Origin of the sequence: Vibrio sp. ED004, from assembly GCF_023206395.1 — a bacterium.
GTDB lineage: Bacteria > Pseudomonadota > Gammaproteobacteria > Enterobacterales > Vibrionaceae > Vibrio.
This window is the reverse complement of record NZ_CP066149.1, coordinates 2,766,566-2,787,144: the sequence shown is the minus strand read 5'-3', so window position 1 is coordinate 2,787,144 and position 20,579 is coordinate 2,766,566. Positions and strand designations below refer to the sequence as shown.

Here is a 20,579-nt window from a genome sequence, read left to right as displayed (position 1 = left end):
CCGTTTATCAACAAATCGGAATAGCTAACACCTATGCAAAGTGATGATTAATATTGCTTATTGATATCAATGGTCACTGGAGCCCCCAGTTCAACCACTTCACTTTCACCGTACCAATCACCGTCGCGTGTTGAAACGTTACCATCAGTATCAAGCCTAGCTCTAACCATCAGAGTTTCAAGGCTAGACAGCTTCTGACCTTCCATCATGCTGTTGCCATCATCAAGCACAACGGTTCGAGGGAAAGTACCCAATGGGTAACGAGCAGCAGCAACAGGCATTGGAGAGCCATCAGCTCTGTGTACTGAAACAACTAACACTGAGTTTGGATCCGCGTTCACATCACCAGATAACTCAAGCGTTACTGCAACAGTCTTGCCTTGGTCAACACCCATGGCATTGCCCATTTTCTGCTGAGCGCTTTCGATACTGCGTGAAAGCATTTCGTAACGACTGTCTTGAGGACCAATCATCTGTTGCATGATGCTCCAGTACTTCACAGCACCAGGGTAGTCTTGACGCTCAAATGCATCGAACGCTAGTAATGAGAACACACGAAGGTCAACGTAATCGTTTTGAATCAAACGGCTCAGAAGCAGACGAGCTTGGTTTTGGTCTGCTTCATCAGGAGAAAGCATCAGCGCTTGTGCGAAACCTAACTGAACATCTTCATTCTTAGGTTCAAGCTTGTACGCTCGTTCCATTGAATCTTTAGCTGTTTCAGCGTCGCGGTTAGCCAGAGCAATTCGACCTAATAGTAACCAACCCGTCGAATCTTCCGGTTGATAATGCAAACGAGTTCGAAGAGCTAGCGTCAAATCTTCTAGTTCGTCATCCGTTAGCGCGCCACCTTCCGATGACATTAGCTTTTTAGACAATTCAGGAAGGTTCGAGCTCACTTCTTGCCAGTGTTGAACTTTATCCAATGCACCGAACTTAAAGTACATACCATAAGTTACAACAACGACAAGAATGATCGACGGTACAACTACACCAACCGTTGAGATATGAGTCTTCTTCATCTCTTCTTGCGCAGGTACATCATCAAGCAGAGATTGTTTCAAATCAGCGATCAGCTCTTGCTGGTTATCGACAAGACCTTCTTCTGCTTCTACTTCTAGCTCAACTAGACGATCTTTATAGAATGCTTTGTTCAACTCGTCGCGAAGCATTTCATCGTTGTTCGCCTTCTTGTTAATGAAGGGCAGAACAATTAAGAAAATTGCCGCTAGCGAAAGGATAATGGTAGAAATCCAAAATAGAGTCATTACTGTTTGTCTCCGTCGTTCTCTTCATCGAGTAACGCTTTTAAACGTGCTTCTTTGTCTGCATCCCAGTCTTTATCTGACTCTACTGCCGCTTTCGATTTTGACTTTCTGCTGCGTAAGATGATCAAACCAAATCCAAACACAACCACGGCAAATGGACCAATCCAAAGGATTGAAGTTGCTAGTGTCAGCGGTGGATTGTAAGTAACAAAGTTACCGTAGCGAGCAATCATGTAATCAATGATGTCTTGCTTCGACTTACCGTCTTTTGTCATCTCGTACACTTTTTGGCGTAGATCGACCGCCAGTTCAGCGTTCGAATCACCAATGGTGTTGTTCTGACATTTAGGACAACGAAGCGTATTGCTCAACTCTTTGAACTGTTGCTCTTGGTCAACGTTATCAAATTCATGAAACTCAATTGGCGCAGCCGAAACTGTCGCTGAAATCGCAAACGTAGCGAATAGAGTAATCAGTGCCTTCTTGATCATTTCGCTTCCTCCAACAAGTCTTGATACATCGGCTCAAGCGTCGATGCCCAGTTGGTTGGATTCACATCACCCACATGGCGGTAACGAACAACGCCGTTAGCGTCAATTAGGAATGTCTCTGGAGCGCCATACACACCGAGGTCTAGACCTAGCATACCGTTGCCATCAAAAAGACTGATTAGATAAGGGTTACCTAGCTCATTTAACCAACCAACCGCTTTGTTGCGGTCATCTTTGTAGTTAAGACCAATAATCTTAACGCCTTGATCAGCGAGCTTATTCAGGTAAGAGTGCTCTGCATAACAAGTAGGACACCAAGTCGCCCACACATTAAGAAGCAGCGGCTCACCTTTAAAGATCGCTTGGTCATGCAGCTTACCTGGTTGCTCTAGATCTTCTAGGTCAAACTCAGGGACAGGCTTACCAATCAATACGGATTCAAGCTTAGTCGGGTCATCGCCCGACTGATTGCGCATTAATTGCGTTGCAAAGATTCCAGCTAGAACCATGAACGCAATCAAAGGAATGAATAAAATCTTCTTGTTCATTCGAATTAAGCCTCCTGCTCTTGAGCCGACTTTTTGGTTGGCTTACGGAAACGGTAACGACGGTCACTGATAGCGATAGCACCACCAATCGACATGATCAAAGAACCAGCCCAGATCCAACGTACAAACGGTTTGTAGTAGATACGAACAGCCCAAGACTTGTTGTCGTCCAAACGCTCGCCCATTGCAATGTATAGGTCACGTGTTACGCCACGGTCAATCGCAGCTTCTGTCATCATAGACTTAGCAGTAGTGTAGAAACGTTTTTCCGCGTGAAGCGTGTTGATGTACTTACCTTCTTTAGTAATTTCAAAGTCAGCAATGTAACCATCGTAGTTTGGACCATCTTTGTCACGAACGCCCGTGAACAGGAAGCTGTACTCTTCAAGCTGGTAGCTTTCGCCAGGTGCCAGACGAACATCACGTTCGATGCTATAGTTTTGCACCATTGCGATACCAATCACTGTTACCGCTAAACCGATGTGACCACACACCATCGCCCAGTGGCTACGAGGCAACTTAGTTAGACCTTTCATAAACGTATGACGGTGAGTCGCACGCTCATGCAGCTCAAAGCCGTGCATGAAGATGATCCAGAATGCCATTACCCAACCAGCAAACGCAGTACCACTGAAGCGGTCAGCCAATAGAGCAACCATTAACGCACTCAAGCCCAATGAGAATGCACCTGAAATCAGCATTGGTTTAACAAGCTTAGACAGGTTGTCGCGTTTCCAGCGGATTAGAGGACCGATACCAAGCAAGAACGAGAACGGAATCATCAACCAGAAGAACAGCATGTCAAAGAATGGAGCACCGATAGATACAGAGCCCAAGCCTAACTGTTTGTGAACTAGAGGTAATAGCGTACCTACTAACACAACCACTAGGGCCGCGATCAATAAGATGTTGTTACCAAGCAGCGCGTTTTCACGAGAAACCAGATCGAAATTACCACGAACACGAACCGATGCACCTTTAACAGCAAACAACAGCAGTGAACCACCAATAACGAAGACTAGGAAGCCAAGGATAAACATACCGCGAGCAGGATCCGACGCGAATGCGTGAACCGATACCAAGATGCCCGAACGAACTAGGAACGTACCTAGTAAGCTTAGTGAGAACGCAGAGATCGCCAGTAAAACGGTCCAAGCTTTAAACGTGCCACGCTTTTCTGTTACCGCAAGCGAGTGCATTAGTGCTGTACCTGCCAACCAAGGCATGAATGAAGCGTTTTCTACTGGATCCCAAAACCACCAGCCACCCCAGCCAAGTTCGTAATAAGCCCACCATGAACCTAGTGCGATACCTACCGTTAGGAATAACCAAGCTGCGATTGTCCAAGGACGCGACCAACGAGCCCATGCCGTATCTAAACGACCGCTCATTAGAGAAGCGATTGCGAAAGAGAACGCAACAGAGAAACCTACATAACCCATGTAAAGCATTGGCGGGTGAATAATCAAACCCGGATCTTGCAGTAGTGGGTTCAAGTCACGCCCATCGACAGGGAAGAAAGGCAATGTACGTAGGAACGGGTTAGACGTTACGATAATGAACAGCAAGAAGCCGACAGTAATCAAACCCATGATAGCCAATACGCGAGCCACAGACTCTTGAGGCATACCACGGCTAAACGTCGCTACTGCAACCGTCCAACCCGCTTGGATAAGAACCCAAAGCAGTAATGAACCTTCGTGAGCGCCCCAAACCGCCGTAATTCGGTAGTACCAAGGCAGTTGGCTATTCGAGTTACTTGCTACGTATTGAATCGTAAAATCATTGGTGTAGAACGCGTAACACAAGATAAAGAACGAAATCGCTAAGAATCCGAACATACCCCACGACAACGGTCGTGCGCTGTTCATCAATAATGTGTTATTTCGAGCGGCTCCGTACAGTGGGAGCACGCTCAGCAGCAATGCAAGTCCCAAGGACAGGATCATCGCAAAATGGCCGATCTCGGCTATCATTGAGCTTTTCCTTCTTTTTGTTCAGTCGTGTATTGCAAAGGCTCATGGGTTTTCTTCATTGCTTCCGCAACTTCCGAAGGCATGTACTCTTCATCGTGCTTTGCCAACACCTCAAACGCTTCGATTGTCGTTGCATCTTTAAGAACACCCTGAGCAACAATACCTTGGCCTTCACGGAAAAGATCAGGAAGGATGCCATCGTATAGAATCGTTACTTTAGGGCCCACATCTTGCAAATCAAAGCTTACACGTAGTGATTCATTGTCACGGCTTACAGAGCCGACTACGACCATGCCACCAATACGTAGGCGTTGACCAACTTCAGGTTTTTTACCGTCTTTGCCGTTAACCAGCTCAGTTGGCGTGTAGAACAGATCCATGTTCTGGTTAAGTGCGTAAACCATCAATCCAACAGTCGCACTGATACCAAAAAAGATCGCTAAGACAATGCCCAGCCTCTTTTTGCGTCTTGGGTTCATAGAGTGTTCTCCATATTTTTTGCTGCATCGATACGAGCTTGACGATCAATCTTAGCTTGTACTTCATTTAGTAATTGCTTACCACGACGAACGCTTACTACCAGTAAGATGATCATCGCGAGGAATGTGATTCCAAATGCACTCCATACATATGAGGCGTAGCCCCCCATGGCAAAGAAATCACTCAACGATTCAAAATACATAATTACCTACCCTACTACGCTTTTTCGGCCGCAAGCTTGCGGACCCATGGACGGTGACTCTCTTTACTGATGATTTCGTTACGGAAACGAACCATAGTCACAGCACCAAAGAAAAAGGCGAAGCCGAAAATGTTAAGAAGAAGCGGCCATAGCATGTCACTTGAAATAGAAGGCTTGTCGAATTTAGTGATCGTCGCGCCTTGGTGAAGTGTGTTCCACCACTCTACTGAAAAGTGAATGATAGGTAGGTTGATAACACCAACGATTGCCAAAATGCCTGCTGCTTTCGCGGCTGTTTTTTGGTCGTCAAACGCGTGGTGAAGTGCAATCACACCCAAATATAAGAATAGAAGAATCAGCTCTGAGGTTAAACGTGCATCCCAAACCCACCAAGCACCCCACATTGGTTTACCCCAAACCGCACCCGTTAATAGTGCAATGAAGGTAAATACAGCACCAATCGGCGCCATAGCCAGTGCGGCCATGTCTGATAGCCTTACCTGCCATACCAAACCGATAAATGCAGCAATCGCCATCGACATGTAAACGCCCATAGACCAGATTGCAGACGGAACATGGATGTAGATGATTCGGAAACTGTCACCTTGTTGGTAATCTGAAGGCGCGAATGCAAGCCCCCACACGGTACCGACGGATAGACACAATAGCGCTAGGATCGAAAACCACGGCAGAAGTTTACCAGCAAGCTGATATGAGGTTTCTGCTTTGGCATAGGGATGGAGCCATTTCCACATGTTGTAATCTCACTCTTACTTCATATTGCTTACAGCTATTAAAGCTATAATTATAATAATTTATTTTGTCTTGCTTTCAGTTTTGCTGACTCTATGAGTCCAATCGACACATTTGGTTCACATTAGCTATACGATAACGGAACCCTTATCAGTTCACACTCACTCTAAGTGCGGCACTGATCGCAAAAGGTGTCAGAGTCATCGCACCCATTAACATCGCACCAAGCACAGCTAGCTGGCCATTGTACGCAACGCCCAATGCCGCAGCGTCAATCGCTGACGTCGCGAAAATCAAAATGGGGATGTAAAGCGGCAGAATTAACAGGCTTAACAGGACTCCGCCCTTCTGTAACCCAACGGTCAATGCAACACCAATCGCACCAATAAAGCTCAATGCGGGTGTACCTACCAGCAAGGTCAACACAACTGAGAGCCATGTATCAAAATCTAAAGACAACAAAACAGCCAACAATGGGCTGATTAGAATCAATGGTAACCCGGTCAACAACCAGTGTGCTATGACCTTGGACAATACTACCAACTGCAACGGGATGGGCATAAGCATCATCTGTTCGAGGGCACCATCTTGAAAATCATCGCGGAAAAGGCGTTCCAAAGAGAGCAGTGCAGAGAGTAAAGCGGCTACCCAAACAATACCCGCAGCAATGCGCGCAAGTAGGTTGGGCTCAGGGCCGATACTTAAAGGGAAAAGCGTAATAACAATGATGAAAAACCACAGAGGGTTAAAGATATCCGCTTGGCGTCGGAATGCGATAAGCAGTTCACGTCGGATAATCGTGGTCATAGAAGAGATCATATTACTCACCCAACTTTATTTTTCTTAGTTTCGGGCTATCAGCAAACATATCTTGGTGCGTGGTTAATAACACGATGCCACCGTTGTCTGCATGCTGAGAAAAAAGAGATTCGAGAACTTTCACGCCCTGCTTATCAATCGCAGTCAGCGGCTCATCGAGAATCCACAACATTTGTTTGCTCAACCAAAGACGAGCCAACGCCACTCGGCGCTGTTGACCTGCAGAAAGCTGCCCAGCAGGGACATCTTCTCTACCTGCAAGACCTACTTGAGCCAGAGCATGGTAAAGGTCTTCCTTGATCGAACCACCACTGTGAATCGATTGATAGAAACTTAGGTTCTCATAAGCACTAAGCTCGCGCTTCACGCCCGTTTGGTGACCAAGAAAAAGCAAATTTTGATGATAAACATCTCGACTCGATTCGATGGACTCACCATCCCAAGAGATAGTGCCGTCATCGCGATCACCTAGCCCTGTAATAATCCTAAGGAGTGTCGTTTTCCCAGTACCGTTACGACCTTCAACCTGAACCAGTTCACCTGGTTTTAATTGAAAAGACAACGATTCAAACAGAACCCTGTCGTCACGAATAGCAGTTAAATTTGAGACTTCTAGCATAGGAAAATTTAGTCGAGTAATGAGAGGGCTATAGTAGCACACCAACATGGTGACAAAACAGGACTAGGCGTTTTCGATAGAACAAACTCCGTAAGAAACTGTTACCACCGCATCACAATTTACACATTTAAATCAACAAACAAGATATTGTCGTAGATACAAGCACTTATAAACATCGTTCTATATACAACAGACAGGCATAAAAAAAGAAGCCGAAGCTTCTTTTAAGAGGAATGCGTGATAAACATCAAGTGCTCGATACGCAATAAGCGCTCAATTTATCGGCGTCGAGGAGGGTCTCTGCGATCATGAGAAGACGCAGGTTGTTCATCAAATGATGAAGGATTACTTCTTAGCGAAGGAATTTTCTCTTTGCCAGCGAGCTTATTTTGCAGAGACATCATTAGCTCAGCTTCCGCTTTTGGCAATTCGCATTCTTCGATCAGTTCGTTAATCCCAGCACCAAGTTGAACCATTTTCGTTGCACGCGTGTACAAACGTCCATCGGTATCCGCATGTTCCAACTCAACAATACGTTCATTCAAGTGCTTGATCAGATCTTGTTGCTCAGTCACTTTCTGACCAAGACCAACCACAACAGAGCGAACCTCAAGTAATTGCTTACTCGATTTTTGTAGCTCTTTGTCCAAGTTACGAACTTGAAGACGTGACTGATCAAGCTGCTTTTGAATCGCACGTTTTACTTTGCTAATCAAAATCAGGATGAATAACGTAAAAACCCCGACTCCGGCAATCAGAGCAACTGGGGTTAAAGGAAGCGCTTCAAACATTACAGGTGAGCCATCTCATCCCATTCGTCTTCGCTTAGTAGTTTGTTTAGATCTACTAAGATAAGCAGCTTGCCATCACGGTTGCTTACACCTTGGATGAACTTCGCGCTTTCATCAGTACCAACACTTGGTGTTGTATCGATTTCAGAAGAACGTAGGTAAACCACTTCAGCAACGCTATCTACTAGAATACCAATTACTTGACGCTCAGATTCGATAACGATGATACGAGTGTTGTCTGTAATTTCACCTTGCATCAAGCCAAAGCGAGAACGAGTGTCGATAACAGTAACAACATTACCACGCAGGTTAATAATACCTAGCACGTAGTCTGGAGCACCCGGTACCGGAGCAATTTCGCTGTAACGCAGTACTTCACGTACTTGCATTACATTGATGCCGTAAGTTTCTTCTTCTAGCTGGAATGTTACCCATTGAAGTACTTCGTCATTAGTTTGATCTTTTCTTACTTCAACTTCACTCATTTGAGACATAGATAATCCTCTTGCCGTCGTTACCGACCACTATTATTAACTTGATGCTTTTGTTGTACCAATCGTAGTACTAGCTCAATGCTTTTACATCTAGCCCTGCATTTAGCATGGCGATTAATGCTTCGACATGGATCAAAGCACACATTTTTTCTTTTACCATACCAGCGAGCCAAGGGCGTTTTCCCGCCGTTTCTCGCCAGCGTACTTTATCTGTATTCAGCAACTCGGTGCCTTTGAGCTCAGTGCCCGCAAGGCCCCACAAGCTTTCTCCAAGCATCACTATATATTGATAGTTTTCTTTGTATTCGTCACCTGATAGTTTCTCAGACATCACCCATTTTGCGGTATCGACCACATCTAGCTGACTATCACGATTGGTTTGCAACCCCAAATACCAAGTCGGTTTACCAATAATGTGATTGACCTCTTCTAGGCGATGGATACCACCGAGTTCTTCAAGCGGCACCGCAAAGGTCACACCATTCACATCAAAATACAGTACTTGAAAATCTTCTGTTCGAGTTTGGCTTTCCCAAGAAGTAAATTGGTCAGCGCCTCCAGCTTGAGTTTCAAGCTCAACAACTGGCTCGATAAAAGGAGCTTCAAGCTCAGGTTCTATCACTTCAGCTTGTTCAGTTTTTACTAACTCAGATTGAGCGGCGAACTCAACTTCAATTTGTTGTTCTTCAATTGACGGTGATTCAGCCAAAGGCTCCACAGCAATTGATAAATCGGTTTCTGGAAGATTCCAATCTTGAATTTCTGGTTCTTCAAACACTTGAACAGATTCGACCGCAGCATCAAACATTTGCATGTCTGTTTGCTGAGCGATTTTCTGAGTGTTCTGCTCCATCAACTCATCAAGATTCAGTTCATCAACCACATTGGTTGCTTCTAAGCGACTCAGTAGCTTTTGAACATCCTCAAGATTAGGCACTTCAAACTCAGCTGCGCGAATTTCTGCGTAGCTTGAATGATGACTCGCCAATTGGCGCTCTGGCTCTGGCTCTGGCTCTGGCTCTGGCTCTGGCTCTGGCTCTGGCTCTGGCTCTGGCTCTGGCTCTGGCTCTGGCTCTGGCTCTGGCTCTTCAGATTGTGATTCGTCGTTAGACTCGTCAACAAAAAAATCATCTGATTCAAAGCTTTCATCGCCTAACAGCGCGGTAAAATAGTCATCCAGTGCTTGTTCACTCGATAGATTTGGTCGCGCCATTGTTGATTCTTTATTCGCGCTCATTTATCGCCAACCTTTCGAGATAAATAAGCAGTTGTTTGTAAGCAAATACACCACGACTACCCGATGCAAAATGAGATGCTGGCAAGCGCTTTAGGCTCGCGTCTCTAAACTTGGTATCAATCGGCACAGCAGACGTCCAAACTTGGTTCGGATAATCCTCTTTGAGCTGCGTTAATGTTTGCAGTGAAGCCTTGGTTCGCTTGTCGTACATGGTCGGGACAATTGTCACCTTAAACGGTGTTTTACGAGACTTCTGCATAATGGTTAGAGTGCGAATCATGCGCTCTAGGCCCTTCATTGCGAGAAACTCAGTCTGTACCGGAATCAAAATACGGTCGCTGGCCGCCAACGCATTCACCATCATCACACCAAGAATTGGCGGACAATCGATCAACACGTAGTCATAATCATCTTTCAACGCCGCTAAAGCACGCTTCAAGATTAACCCCATGCCGCTTCGATTTCCCATCACTCGGTCAAGTGTTGCCAATGACATGTGTGCAGGAATGATATCGATGCCTTCTACGTCGGTTTGCAACGTCAGTGGTCTTACCGTTTGCGCAGAAAACTCACGAAGCTGAAACAGATCGAACAAGCTCGACTCCACCGCATCTGAGTCGTAACCCAGATAGGTGGTCAGTGATGCATGTGGGTCAGTATCAACCAACAGAACACGAAGCCCTTTTAAGGCAAGCAAGCCTGCCAAGGTCACTGTCGTGGTTGTTTTACCAACACCACCTTTTTGGTTTGCAACACTCCAAACAATCATCTCGATTTACCTAAGCTAACCCAACTTCAACCAAGATCCTTTCCGCGATGCGGTCTAGAGGTAGGTCTTCAGTAGAAATGCCAGCTTTTGCTACAGCTTGAGGCATACCATATACAACACAGCTATCTTCGTCTTGTGCCCAAATTGTCGAGCCCGCAGTCTTCAACATACGCGAACCTTCTCGACCATCTGCGCCCATACCGGTCAGGATCATAGACAGGACTTTGTCGCCGTAGATCTTGGCAGCAGAGCCGAAAGTAACATCCACACATGGTTTGTAGTTCATGCGGTCGCCGCCATCGATAATTCTTAAGCGGGCAGAACCAGGGCGTCCATCAACCATCATCTGTTTGCCACCCGGCGCAAGATAAGCCACACCAGGCTTCAACACGTCACCATCTTGAGCTTCACGCACTTCAATCTTACACAAGGTATTCAATCGGCTAGCAAAAGCAGCAGTAAAGGTTGCAGGCATATGCTGAACTAACACAATCGGATGTGGATAGTTGGCAGGGATGCGGGTCAAAATCTTCTGTAGTGCAACAGGGCCGCCAGTCGACGTACCAATTGCCGTTAGCTGATACTTCTTACCCGAAGCCCTAAACTTGGCTGCTGATGCAACTGCAGGCTTCACAGATGAAGTAGCAGCCGAAGTCGCTGCTGACATCGGTTGGCGTAATGGCGTTGATGTTGAAGTCGTTGCAGTAGCTCGCGGTGCAACAGGTGTACGACGCATGAATGCACGCTTAGCGGCAATCTGAATCACACGCTGTTGAAGCAATGCGACTGCGTCATCACGGTTACGAGCGATGTCTTCAAACTTCTTAGGTAAGAAATCTAGAGCACCGGCGTCTAACGCATCTAACGTTGCTTTCGCGCCGTCATGCGTTAACGATGAAAACATCAAAATAGGCGTTGGAGACGCAGCCATAATTTCACGAACGGCTGTGATGCCGTCCATGACGGGCATTTCGATGTCCATCGTAATCACGTCAGGTCTTAGCTTCTTTGCTTTCTCGACCGCTTCTTTGCCGTTTACTGCTACATCGATGACTTCTAGGCGAGCCTCTGAATTGATGATCTCGCTAACGCGACGACGAAAAAAGCTCGAATCATCAACGACTAATACTTTAATCGCCATATTTATCCTTAAATTAAATTCTTGACGCAGCTGCGTACTGCTTCAACAAGTCCGGCACATCTAGAATCAATGCAATGTGTCCGTCACTTGTGATTGTCGCGCCTGCCATTCCTGGCGTGCCTTGCAGTAGTTTATCAAGTGGCTTGATGACTACTTCTTCTTGACCGATCAGTGTATCGACAACAAAACCAACACGTTGGCTGCCCAGTTGTACGATAACAACATGGCCGTGTCCTTTGCGTAGTTCAACAATACCCGCTTTAGGCGCAAGCCAGTTTTGCAAGTAGAACAACGGAATAGACTTGTCACGAACGATGATAGTCAGTTGACCATCAACCACGTTAGTGCGGCTTAAATCTAGGTGGAAGATCTCGTTTACAGATGCCAATGGCAACGCGAATGGGTGACCAGCAACACCGACCATCAAGGTAGGTAGAATCGCTAGCGTCAGTGGAACCTTGATCGTGATCTTGGTGCCCTGTCCCATCTCTGAATCGATATCAATTGAGCCATTCAGTGTGTTGATCGCTGTTTTAACAACGTCCATACCTACACCACGGCCTGAGATATCAGAGATCTGCTCTTTGCTTGAGAAGCCAGGAGCAAAGATTAGGTTGAAACACTCTTTGTTTGATAAGCGAGACGCAGCGTCTTCGTCCATCAGACCACGTTTAACCGCAATAGCGCGAAGCTTATCTGGGTCCATACCGCCACCGTCATCAACGATAGCCAGTTCAATGTGATCGCCTTCTTGGGAGGCAGACAGAATCACTTTACCCGTTCTCGATTTACCGGCAGCAACACGATCTTCCGGCATTTCAATACCATGGTCGACAGAGTTTCTCACCAAGTGAATCAGGGGATCAGCAAGAGCTTCAACTAGGTTTTTATCAAGGTCCGTCTCTTCGCCGCGCATCTCAAGAACAATGTCTTTCTTCAAGCTACGAGCAAGGTCACGGACAACTCGTGGGAAGCGACCAAATACTTTCTTGATCGGCTGCATACGAGTCTTCATTACCGCACCTTGTAGGTCTGCAGTAACAACATCTAAGTTAGAGACAGCTTTCGACATTTCTTCGTCGTTGCTGTTTAAGCCAAGGCTGACAAGTCGGTTACGAACCAATACCAATTCACCCACCATGTTCATGATGGTATCGAGTGTTGATGTATCGACACGAACAGTTGCTTCAGCTTGTTGCTTCTTCGCTGGCGCTTTCACTTCAGCTTTTGCTGGAGCGCTCGGCTTCGGTTCAGCTTTAACCGCAACTGGGGCAGCAGGCTTAGGCGCAGCTTGTGGTGTAACTGGTGCAGGCTTCACTTCTGCAGGTTTAGTCGCTGCATCAAGCTCTTCAATTGAAGGCCCGTTACCTGAACCATGCAGTTGGTCTAGTAACTTCTCGAACTCTTCGTCCGTCATCAGATCATCGCCTTCAGACATCGCCGAAACAGGTGCTGCAGGAGGCGCTGGCGGTGGAGGAGGCGTTGAACTTGCCGCAGTCGGGCTCTTACCCGCACCGTGCAATTCATCTAATAACTTTTCAAATTCGTCGTCAGTAATGTCGCCACTGTCTGCGACTGGCTGAGGTGCAGCTGGCGCTGGCGGCGGTGTTGGAGCAGAAGCCGATGTTGGTGAACCACCTTTACCATGAAGTTCATCAAGTAGGCGTTCAAACTCGTCTTCAGAGATATCATCAACAGAAGACGCGCTGATGCTTGCGCTTTCAACAACAGGCTCAGGCGCTGCAACAATAGGTTCTGGGATTACAGGTGCTGGTGCTTCTACTGGTGCAACTTCATCAGCAGACTCTGGTTTGCAGAGGCGATGAAGCTCATCCAATAGAGATTGGTCAGCTGGTACTAGAGGTTCCTGATCTTGCACGGCTCGAAACTGTACATTAACTGTATCTAGCGCCTGCAGCATAGTATCCATCAAGCCTGATGTTACGCTGCGTTGGCCGTTTCTTAGAATGTCGAACACATTCTCAGCACCATGACAAGTATCCACCAGCTCAGTCAATGCTAGGAAACCAGCACCACCTTTTACTGTATGGAAACCACGGAAAATAGCATTTAATAGGTCTTTGTCGTCAGGGTTATTCTCAAGCTCTACCAGTTGCTCTGATAGGAGTTCAAGGATCTCTCCTGCTTCGACTAAAAAGTCCTGAAGAATATCTTCGTCTAAATCGTAGCTCATACGTTACCTTTAAAATCCAAGACTGGATAACAAATCGTCGACTTCATCTTGAGATGCAACAGCGTCTTCGCGCGCTTCCGGGTTCATGATTGGACCCTCAGGAGCAATAGATGCTTTCTTCTCTTTTTCAGGCGTTGGTTCGATTTGATTCGCCCCGAATACGGTGAGAATCTCTACCAAACGTCCTTCAACCTCATTTACCAAGGTAATAACTTTGCTGATTATCTGCCCAGTTAAATCTTGGAAATCCTGAGCCATCAAGATTTCAGTCAGTTGTCCACGTAGTTCAGTACTATCGCCTTCTACTTGGACAAGTAATCCATCAATGCGGTGACATAAAGCTTTAAATTGTGCCAGCTCAATGCGGCCATGCATCAGTTCATTCCATTGAGGCCTTACTTGAAGTAAACACTCGTGTAGGTTGTCTGCAATTGGCATACAGCGATCGACAGCGTCCATCGTTTTATTCGCCGCAACTTCCGTTTTATCAATGACATACTGAAGGCGATCCCTAGCGTCAGGGATTTCATCATTTGCGATAACGCTGATGCGCTCGTCAAAGTTGAATTGTGTCAAAGAGTCATGGAGGTCGCGAGTCAGACTACCTATTTCTTGAAGCATTGGATTGCCTTGAAGACTATAAGTATCTTCATAAATGCTTCTAACAAGAGAATCAGCACCTTGCTGCTCATCGTTCTCAAGCAGCTCTACTAATTTTTTTGCTTGTTCTAATGAAATCATCCTGAGTTCGGCCTTACTCCGCATATTTTGTGACGCTTCAGCTATAGAGATAAACGGGAAACTGAAAAGTTAATGTCCCTCTAGAAGCGCCTAAAACAGGTTATTATGAGTGCTTATAAGCGCTCAAAAATCTTATCTAGTTTCTCTTTCAGAGTTGCGGCAGTGAAAGGCTTCACAATGTAACCATTAACACCCGCTTGCGCTGCTTCGATGATCTGCTCACGCTTCGCTTCAGCTGTGATCATAAGCACTGGAAGGTGCTTAAGTTCTGCGTCTGCGCGAATGTGTTTAAGCAGGTCAATACCTTGCATGCCCGGCATGTTCCAGTCAGTTACCACGAAATCAAATTCGCCTTTTTTCAGCATAGGTAACGCGGTCAAGCCATCATCTGCTTCTTGAGTGTTGTTGAAACCTAAGTCACGAAGTAGGTTTTTAACAATTCGGCGCATCGTTGAAAAATCATCAACAATGAGAATTTTCATGTTTTTGTTCAAATTAGCCTCCACTGAATAAAATCAGTGTTGTTAGTCGTTCTGTGTCCAAGCACTTAACTTAGTGCGTAAACGCTGCATAGATTGGCTCAGTATTTGGCTGACACGAGATTCGCTGACACCTAGTACTTCCCCAATCTCTTTTAAATTGAGTTCTTCGTCGTAGTAAAGCGAAAGCACAAGGCCCTCCCTTTCCGGAAGCTGTTTTATCGAATCGATCAAAGCTTGGCGGAATGACTCATCAGCAACCCCTTGAAAAGGCGCATTATCTTGAGAGTCTTCGTTCGGAGATATTACATCATCTGAAACGCCTAAATCTTCGATCCCAACCAGTCTTGAGCAATTAATGTCAGTTAAAGCACTGTGGTACTGCTCTAAACTGAGTCCCATGTGCTTTGCCACTTCGGCATCGCTTGGGTCGCGGTTGAGTGTTCCCTCTAATTCCGCGATTGCACTACTGATTTCTCGATTGTTTTTATGAACCGATCTCGGTACCCAATCTCCTCGGCGAATGTCATCTAACATTGCCCCTCGAATTCGAATACCAGCATACGTCTCAAAGCTTGCGCCTTTGGTACCATCATAGTTTTGTTGCGCTTCAATCAAGCCGATCATGCCAGCTTGAATCAAGTCATCAACCAATACATTAGGCGGTAATCGCCCCAACAAGTGATGAGCGATACGTTTAACCAACACAGAGTACTTCTCAAAAAAAGCCTGTTGGCTATTGTGATTAGCGTGTTGGTCGTAAGTAAGCGCTTTATTCACCAAATGGTTCCTCTACAAATTCAGTACGGTTCAGCAGCCTTTCAACAAAGAACTCCAAGTGTCCGCTTGGTGTTTTTGGTATTGGCCAGGTCAATGCTTTGTTAGCCAAAGAGCTGATTGCCAATGCAGCTGGAGAGCGAGGGAACGCATCGACTACGATCTTCTGTCTCTTGACTGATTGACGTACTTTATCATCTAAAGGAATACATGCTACGAGTTCGAGGCTCACATTCAAGAAGCGCTCTGTGACCAAAGTCAACTTTGCAAATAATTCTCGGCCTTCGCGGTAGCTTCTGACCATATTTGCAACAACTTTGAATCGCTGAACCTGATGTTCTCTGCTCAAAAGCTTAATTAGCGCATATGCATCAGTGATTGAAGTTGGTTCATCACAAACCACAACCACTACGTCTTGCGCCGCTCTTGAGAAGCTAATCACCATGTCCGAGATACCCGCAGCGGTATCAACTAACAAGATGTCCATCTCGTCTTCAAGCGAACCAAACGCTCGAATCAAACCCGCATGCTGTGCATGTGATAACTCAGTCATGCTTTGTGTACCCGATGTCGCTGGAATAATTTTAATTCCGTGCGGACCTTCGACAATCGCATCCTTAAGTTCACATTCACCTGCCAACACATGTCCGAGGTTTCGTTTAGAACGAATTCCCAGCATGATGTCGACGTTCGCAAGGCCTAAATCGGCATCCAGTACCATGACTTTTTTACCTTGGCGTGCCATACAAATAGCCATACCTAAGGTCACGTTAGATTTACCAACGCCGCCCTTACCACCCGTTACAGCAATAACTTTTGTGAGTGAAGGCTTGGTTAAGCGACGGAGGCCGCTAGCTTGATCATGTATCATATTTTCGTTCATATTTATCCGCCGCCTAGAGCCCTTCAGAATCGCTGTTCCAGTAATGAGGTTCATTCTCTGTAGATTTTTCTAATAACTCATTTGCCTTAGCAATCATGTACTTTGGCTGAGCTATAACGATATCTTCAGGAACTCGTTGACCATTTGCTATGTAAGCAACTGGTAATGCATTTTGTATTACGACACTGATGAATTCACCTAGACTTAGGGATTCATCCAGCTTAGTCATGATGCACCCCGACAACGGGATTCTTCTAAAGTGTTCAATTGTTTCTTGTAGCACTTTGCGCTGCGCGGTTGCTGGCAACACAAGGTAACTATTAATAACGGAACCACTCTCTTGCATCAGTGTGTCTAACTGCTCAGATAGGCGAACATCTCGTTGTCCCATGCCTGCAGTATCGACCAGAATTAGGCGACGATTACGTAACTGATATATTACATCGGCCAATTCACTAGAATCTTTAGCAACTCTTACAGGACAACCCATAATTCGACCATAAATCGATAACTGCTCATGTGCACCTATGCGATATGTGTCCGTTGTCACTAGTGCTACATTGTCGGCGCCATATTCCATGGCTGCACGTGCAGCGAGCTTTGCAACCGTCGTTGTTTTACCTACGCCGGTCGGGCCAAGCAGAGCCACAATACCGCCGCGTTTTAAAATATCTTTTTGTGTCACAGAGATTTGGTCAGCAACAAGCGCCAACAACGCCTTCCAAGCTCGTGCGGGTTTGGTATCTTCCGGAATATAGCAAGCCATTTGATCCGCAAGCTCAGCCGAAACACCCATACGTTCGAGGCGTTTGATAAGCATGGCTCTGAGGGGTTCACGACGCTCAACTTCTTGCCACATTAATCCAGATACTTGATGTTCTAAAAGACGGCGAATCGAGGTCATCTCTTCGCGCATCGTTTCCATTTCAGTATCTGAACCTTTGGACTGAGTATTCTCACGACCACGATCATAGCGAGTAGGATCCAAGCGAGGAGCTGGGCGCTCAACTCGACGGTCTTCCGCAATCAGTTTGGATAAACCCGTTTCGCGAGCAAATGCAGAATCGAGGTTACCGCTCGATTGCTGATTATTTTGCGACAAGTGACTGTTGCCTGATTGGCGATTCAGTAGGGCTGACAACGAATCTTCGTTTTCAGCACGATGTTGTGGCTCGTCGTCTGCACCATGACTGTACTGCTTAAGCATGTTGGCAAAGCGTTTAGTCATTGAGCGACCACCTTCAGTACTCGACTGAAGGCTAACCTTGTCATCGTCTAGTTGACGTCGCCCGGCAGGAGCTGCGGGCGCGGCCATTTGCGTATATTGGCTTTGTGCAGGCTGCTGAGGTTTATTTAGTCTCTGGCTCGCTGTCGACGGGCTGGATTCGCCATCAATAGCGGCAACAATTTCCACGCCACCTGCGACCTTTTTGTTAGACATGATCACTGCTTCCGAACCAAGTTCTTCTTTAACTTGGAGCAGCGCAGTTCGCATGTCTTTTGCAAAAAATCGTTTAATTTTCAATTCGATCGTCCGTTCTAATTAGGCGGCTTAATTACCAACAGCTTGTACTATGCGTATCTGCTTTTCGTCCGGTATCTCTTGGTAAGATAATACTCTCAAGCTTGGGATCGTGTTTTTCACGAACTTAGCCAGAGTGGAACGCAATACACCAGAGGTCAGTAACACCGCTGGCTCACCTTTCAGCTCTTGCTCTTGTGTGGCATGGCTGAGGGAAGTCTGTAAACGTTCGGCTAAACCAGGTTCAATACCAGCAGATTCTCCGCCGGATGCCTGCATGGTTTGATGCAAGATTTGTTCCAGCTCAGGGATCAAGGTTATAACAGGCAATTCTGGCTCTATACCATTGATTTCCTGAACAATTAGTCGTTTCAATGAGATACGAACAGCCGCGGTTAGTATGTCAGGTTCTTGACTCTTACCTGAGTACTCCGACAAAGTTTGGACTATTGTTCGAATATCACGAATTGGAATGGCTTCATTAAGTAGGTTCTGAAGCACTTTCACAACCACACCCAGTGGTAATTGATCTGGTACAAACCCTTCCACCAGCTTAGGTGTTGAACGGCTAAGCATCTCAAGCAGGTTCTGAACTTCTTCGTGACCAATCAACTGCGATGCGTTGTTGGTGAGCAATTGGCTGAGGTGTGTTGCCAGCACGGTCGATGAATCTACAACCGTGTATCCGAGGGCTTGTGCGTGTTCACGTTGCTCCTCACGAATCCATACCGCTTCTAACCCGAACGCAGGATCGATTGTCGGCTCACCATCGATCATTCCGTATACTTGGCCCGGGTTAATCGCGAGCTCCATATCTGGCTTAATCTCAGCCTCACCTACCGCAACACCCATTAGAGTGATTCGGTAGCTGTTTGGTGTCAGCTCTAGGTTATCGCGGATATGTACCGCAGGAATCAAGAAACCAAAGTCTTGAGACAGCTTCTTACGTACGCCTTTAACGCGTTCTAGTAGTTCACCGCCTTGGTCTCTGTCTACCAATGGAATCAAGCGGTAACCTACTTCTAGGCCAATAATATCAACGGGTTGAACGTCATCCCAAGAAAGCTCTTTCTGAGAGCCTGTTTCTCCACTGGCTTCAACTGCCGCCGGAAGGTTTGGCTCCAGTGCTTTCTTCTTCTGTTTCTTATCGATGTAATACGCACCCGCGCCCGCAACAATAGCTAAGCTCAAGAACGAGAAGTGCGGCATGCCCGGAACAATACCCATGATGCCAAGGATAGCGGCAGTGATCATCAGAGCTTTTGGATTGTCGAACATTTGGAAGACAAGCTGCTGCCCCATGTCTTCATCGGTATTTTGACGCGTTACCATCATCGCGGCAGCGATAGAAAGTAATAGCGATGGAATTTGTGCAACCAGACCATCACCGATAGTCAGTAGCGTATAGATTTCGATTGCTTCACCAAAACCAAGGTCAAACTGAGCCATACCAATGCTCAAACCACCAATGATGTTGATGAATAAGATAAGGATACCGGCAATCGCATCGCCTTTTACGAACTTAGAAGCACCGTCCATTGAACCGTAGAAGTCAGCTTCTTTGGTTACTTCAAAACGTCGCAGACGTGCTTGATCTTGGTCGATCAAACCCGCGTTCAAGTCGGCATCGATTGCCATCTGTTTACCCGGTAACGCATCCAAGGTGAAACGTGCACTTACTTCCGAAATACGGCCTGCACCTTTGGTAACAACCATGAAGTTAATGATCATCAAGATCAAGAACACCACTAAACCAACCGCATAGTTACCACCGATAACCACGTTACCGAAGGCTTCAATTACGTTACCAGCCGCGTCGCCACCTTCGTGACCATGCAGTAAAACCACACGCGTAGAAGCAACGTTCAAGGCTAATCGAAGTAGTGTCGCAATCAGAAGGACTGTCGGGAAAGCGGCGAAATCCAAAGGTCTGCGGGTATAAACCGAAACCAGTAACACAACCATAGACAGTGCAATGTTGAAGGTGAAGAACATATCCAGCAAGAACGCAGGAATGGGCAACACCACCATAGCAAGCGTTGCAAGTACCATAACAGGTGCGCCAATCGCAGGCATGGCACGGTTAGGGATTTTCGGTAGCTTGTCCGCAAAAGGCAGGGTGAATTTCATAAATCTAGACAGGTTCGCTATGTTGTAGCTATCTCACCAAGCGTATTGACGCTCAGATCTAAGCTATGTTGCTATGTTTAATAAAAAACAGGTTTATAATGCACAGGTTGATAATACACAGGAGTAATAATGAACCAGTTATTATGTTCGGAATTGATATAGCAAACACTGTACCAACATCTTACGTCAAATTATCGCCATCACCTCTTAGAGAAGAGCAATAACTATGTCCCTATTATCAGGGTTCATCACGCTGAGCTCAAGC

21 protein-coding genes are annotated in these 20,579 nt (G+C 46.2%); all 21 read right to left on the bottom strand.

Annotation, left to right across the window (positions count from 1 at the left end):
- Positions 1–47: 47 nt before the first annotated feature.
- Positions 48–1,268, bottom strand: coding sequence for a c-type cytochrome biogenesis protein CcmI (gene ccmI / locus ITG10_RS12600; protein WP_017631752.1), 1,221 nt, complete (start codon positions 1,266–1,268; stop codon positions 48–50).
- The gene (locus ITG10_RS12595; protein ID WP_017631753.1) at positions 1,268–1,759 is read right to left on the bottom strand and encodes a cytochrome c-type biogenesis protein; all 492 of its coding nucleotides are present in this window, start codon (positions 1,757–1,759) and stop codon (positions 1,268–1,270) included. Before ITG10_RS12595 ends, ccmI begins: the two co-directional genes overlap by 1 nt.
- Positions 1,756–2,307: a DsbE family thiol:disulfide interchange protein gene (locus ITG10_RS12590; RefSeq protein WP_017631754.1), complete on the bottom strand. Its 552-nt coding sequence runs from the start codon at positions 2,305–2,307 to the stop codon at positions 1,756–1,758. Before ITG10_RS12590 ends, ITG10_RS12595 begins: the two co-directional genes overlap by 4 nt.
- Positions 2,308–2,312: 5 nt before the next feature.
- Positions 2,313–4,283 (bottom strand): heme lyase CcmF/NrfE family subunit, encoded by a 1,971-nt coding sequence (locus tag ITG10_RS12585; RefSeq protein WP_017631755.1) that lies wholly within the window; start codon positions 4,281–4,283, stop codon positions 2,313–2,315.
- The gene (ccmE, locus tag ITG10_RS12580) at positions 4,280–4,762 is read right to left on the bottom strand and encodes a cytochrome c maturation protein CcmE (protein ID WP_017631756.1); all 483 of its coding nucleotides are present in this window, start codon (positions 4,760–4,762) and stop codon (positions 4,280–4,282) included. The genes ITG10_RS12585 and ccmE overlap by 4 nt, the downstream gene beginning before the upstream one ends.
- Positions 4,759–4,965 (bottom strand): heme exporter protein CcmD, encoded by a 207-nt coding sequence (gene ccmD, locus ITG10_RS12575; protein WP_009848525.1) that lies wholly within the window; start codon positions 4,963–4,965, stop codon positions 4,759–4,761. Before ccmD ends, ccmE begins: the two co-directional genes overlap by 4 nt.
- Positions 4,966–4,979: 14 nt before the next feature.
- On the bottom strand, positions 4,980–5,720 hold the full coding sequence (locus tag ITG10_RS12570; RefSeq protein ID WP_017064107.1) for a heme ABC transporter permease: 741 nt from the start codon (positions 5,718–5,720) through the stop codon (positions 4,980–4,982).
- A 148-nt stretch (positions 5,721–5,868) separates the two neighbouring features.
- Entirely contained in the window at positions 5,869–6,537 is a 669-nt protein-coding gene (gene ccmB, locus ITG10_RS12565) for a heme exporter protein CcmB (RefSeq protein WP_004736228.1), read from the bottom strand.
- 1 nt (position 6,538) lies between these two features.
- The gene (gene ccmA / locus ITG10_RS12560) at positions 6,539–7,156 is read right to left on the bottom strand and encodes a cytochrome c biogenesis heme-transporting ATPase CcmA (protein ID WP_017631757.1); all 618 of its coding nucleotides are present in this window, start codon (positions 7,154–7,156) and stop codon (positions 6,539–6,541) included.
- 278 nt (positions 7,157–7,434) lie between these two features.
- Complete coding sequence (locus tag ITG10_RS12555) at positions 7,435–7,947, bottom strand: DUF2802 domain-containing protein (protein WP_248386421.1); 513 nt, start codon at positions 7,945–7,947, stop codon at positions 7,435–7,437.
- Positions 7,947–8,441 (bottom strand): chemotaxis protein CheW, encoded by a 495-nt coding sequence (locus ITG10_RS12550; protein WP_004739873.1) that lies wholly within the window; start codon positions 8,439–8,441, stop codon positions 7,947–7,949. The genes ITG10_RS12555 and ITG10_RS12550 overlap by 1 nt, the downstream gene beginning before the upstream one ends.
- A gap of 70 nt (positions 8,442–8,511) precedes the next feature.
- The gene (locus ITG10_RS12545) at positions 8,512–9,678 is read right to left on the bottom strand and encodes a chemotaxis protein CheW (protein ID WP_017631759.1); all 1,167 of its coding nucleotides are present in this window, start codon (positions 9,676–9,678) and stop codon (positions 8,512–8,514) included.
- The gene (locus ITG10_RS12540) at positions 9,665–10,447 is read right to left on the bottom strand and encodes a ParA family protein (protein ID WP_017631760.1); all 783 of its coding nucleotides are present in this window, start codon (positions 10,445–10,447) and stop codon (positions 9,665–9,667) included. Before ITG10_RS12540 ends, ITG10_RS12545 begins: the two co-directional genes overlap by 14 nt.
- A gap of 10 nt (positions 10,448–10,457) precedes the next feature.
- Positions 10,458–11,588, bottom strand: coding sequence for a chemotaxis response regulator protein-glutamate methylesterase (locus ITG10_RS12535; RefSeq protein WP_017631761.1), 1,131 nt, complete (start codon positions 11,586–11,588; stop codon positions 10,458–10,460).
- Positions 11,589–11,601: 13 nt separating this feature from the next.
- Positions 11,602–13,782 (bottom strand): chemotaxis protein CheA, encoded by a 2,181-nt coding sequence (locus tag ITG10_RS12530; protein WP_248386420.1) that lies wholly within the window; start codon positions 13,780–13,782, stop codon positions 11,602–11,604.
- A 9-nt stretch (positions 13,783–13,791) separates the two neighbouring features.
- Entirely contained in the window at positions 13,792–14,523 is a 732-nt protein-coding gene (locus ITG10_RS12525) for a protein phosphatase CheZ (protein WP_017631762.1), read from the bottom strand.
- Between the two features lie 113 nt (positions 14,524–14,636).
- Positions 14,637–15,005 (bottom strand): chemotaxis response regulator CheY, encoded by a 369-nt coding sequence (cheY, locus tag ITG10_RS12520; protein ID WP_008218307.1) that lies wholly within the window; start codon positions 15,003–15,005, stop codon positions 14,637–14,639.
- Positions 15,006–15,047: 42 nt separating this feature from the next.
- Positions 15,048–15,782, bottom strand: a complete 735-nt coding sequence (locus tag ITG10_RS12515; protein ID WP_017631763.1) for an RNA polymerase sigma factor FliA — start codon at positions 15,780–15,782, stop codon at positions 15,048–15,050.
- Entirely contained in the window at positions 15,775–16,662 is an 888-nt protein-coding gene (locus tag ITG10_RS12510) for a MinD/ParA family protein (RefSeq protein ID WP_017631764.1), read from the bottom strand. The genes ITG10_RS12515 and ITG10_RS12510 overlap by 8 nt, the downstream gene beginning before the upstream one ends.
- Positions 16,663–16,675: 13 nt before the next feature.
- Positions 16,676–18,187, bottom strand: coding sequence for a flagellar biosynthesis protein FlhF (gene flhF / locus ITG10_RS12505; protein WP_026084344.1), 1,512 nt, complete (start codon positions 18,185–18,187; stop codon positions 16,676–16,678).
- A gap of 27 nt (positions 18,188–18,214) precedes the next feature.
- The gene (flhA, locus tag ITG10_RS12500) at positions 18,215–20,314 is read right to left on the bottom strand and encodes a flagellar biosynthesis protein FlhA (protein ID WP_017631766.1); all 2,100 of its coding nucleotides are present in this window, start codon (positions 20,312–20,314) and stop codon (positions 18,215–18,217) included.
- Positions 20,315–20,579: the final 265 nt, after the last annotated feature.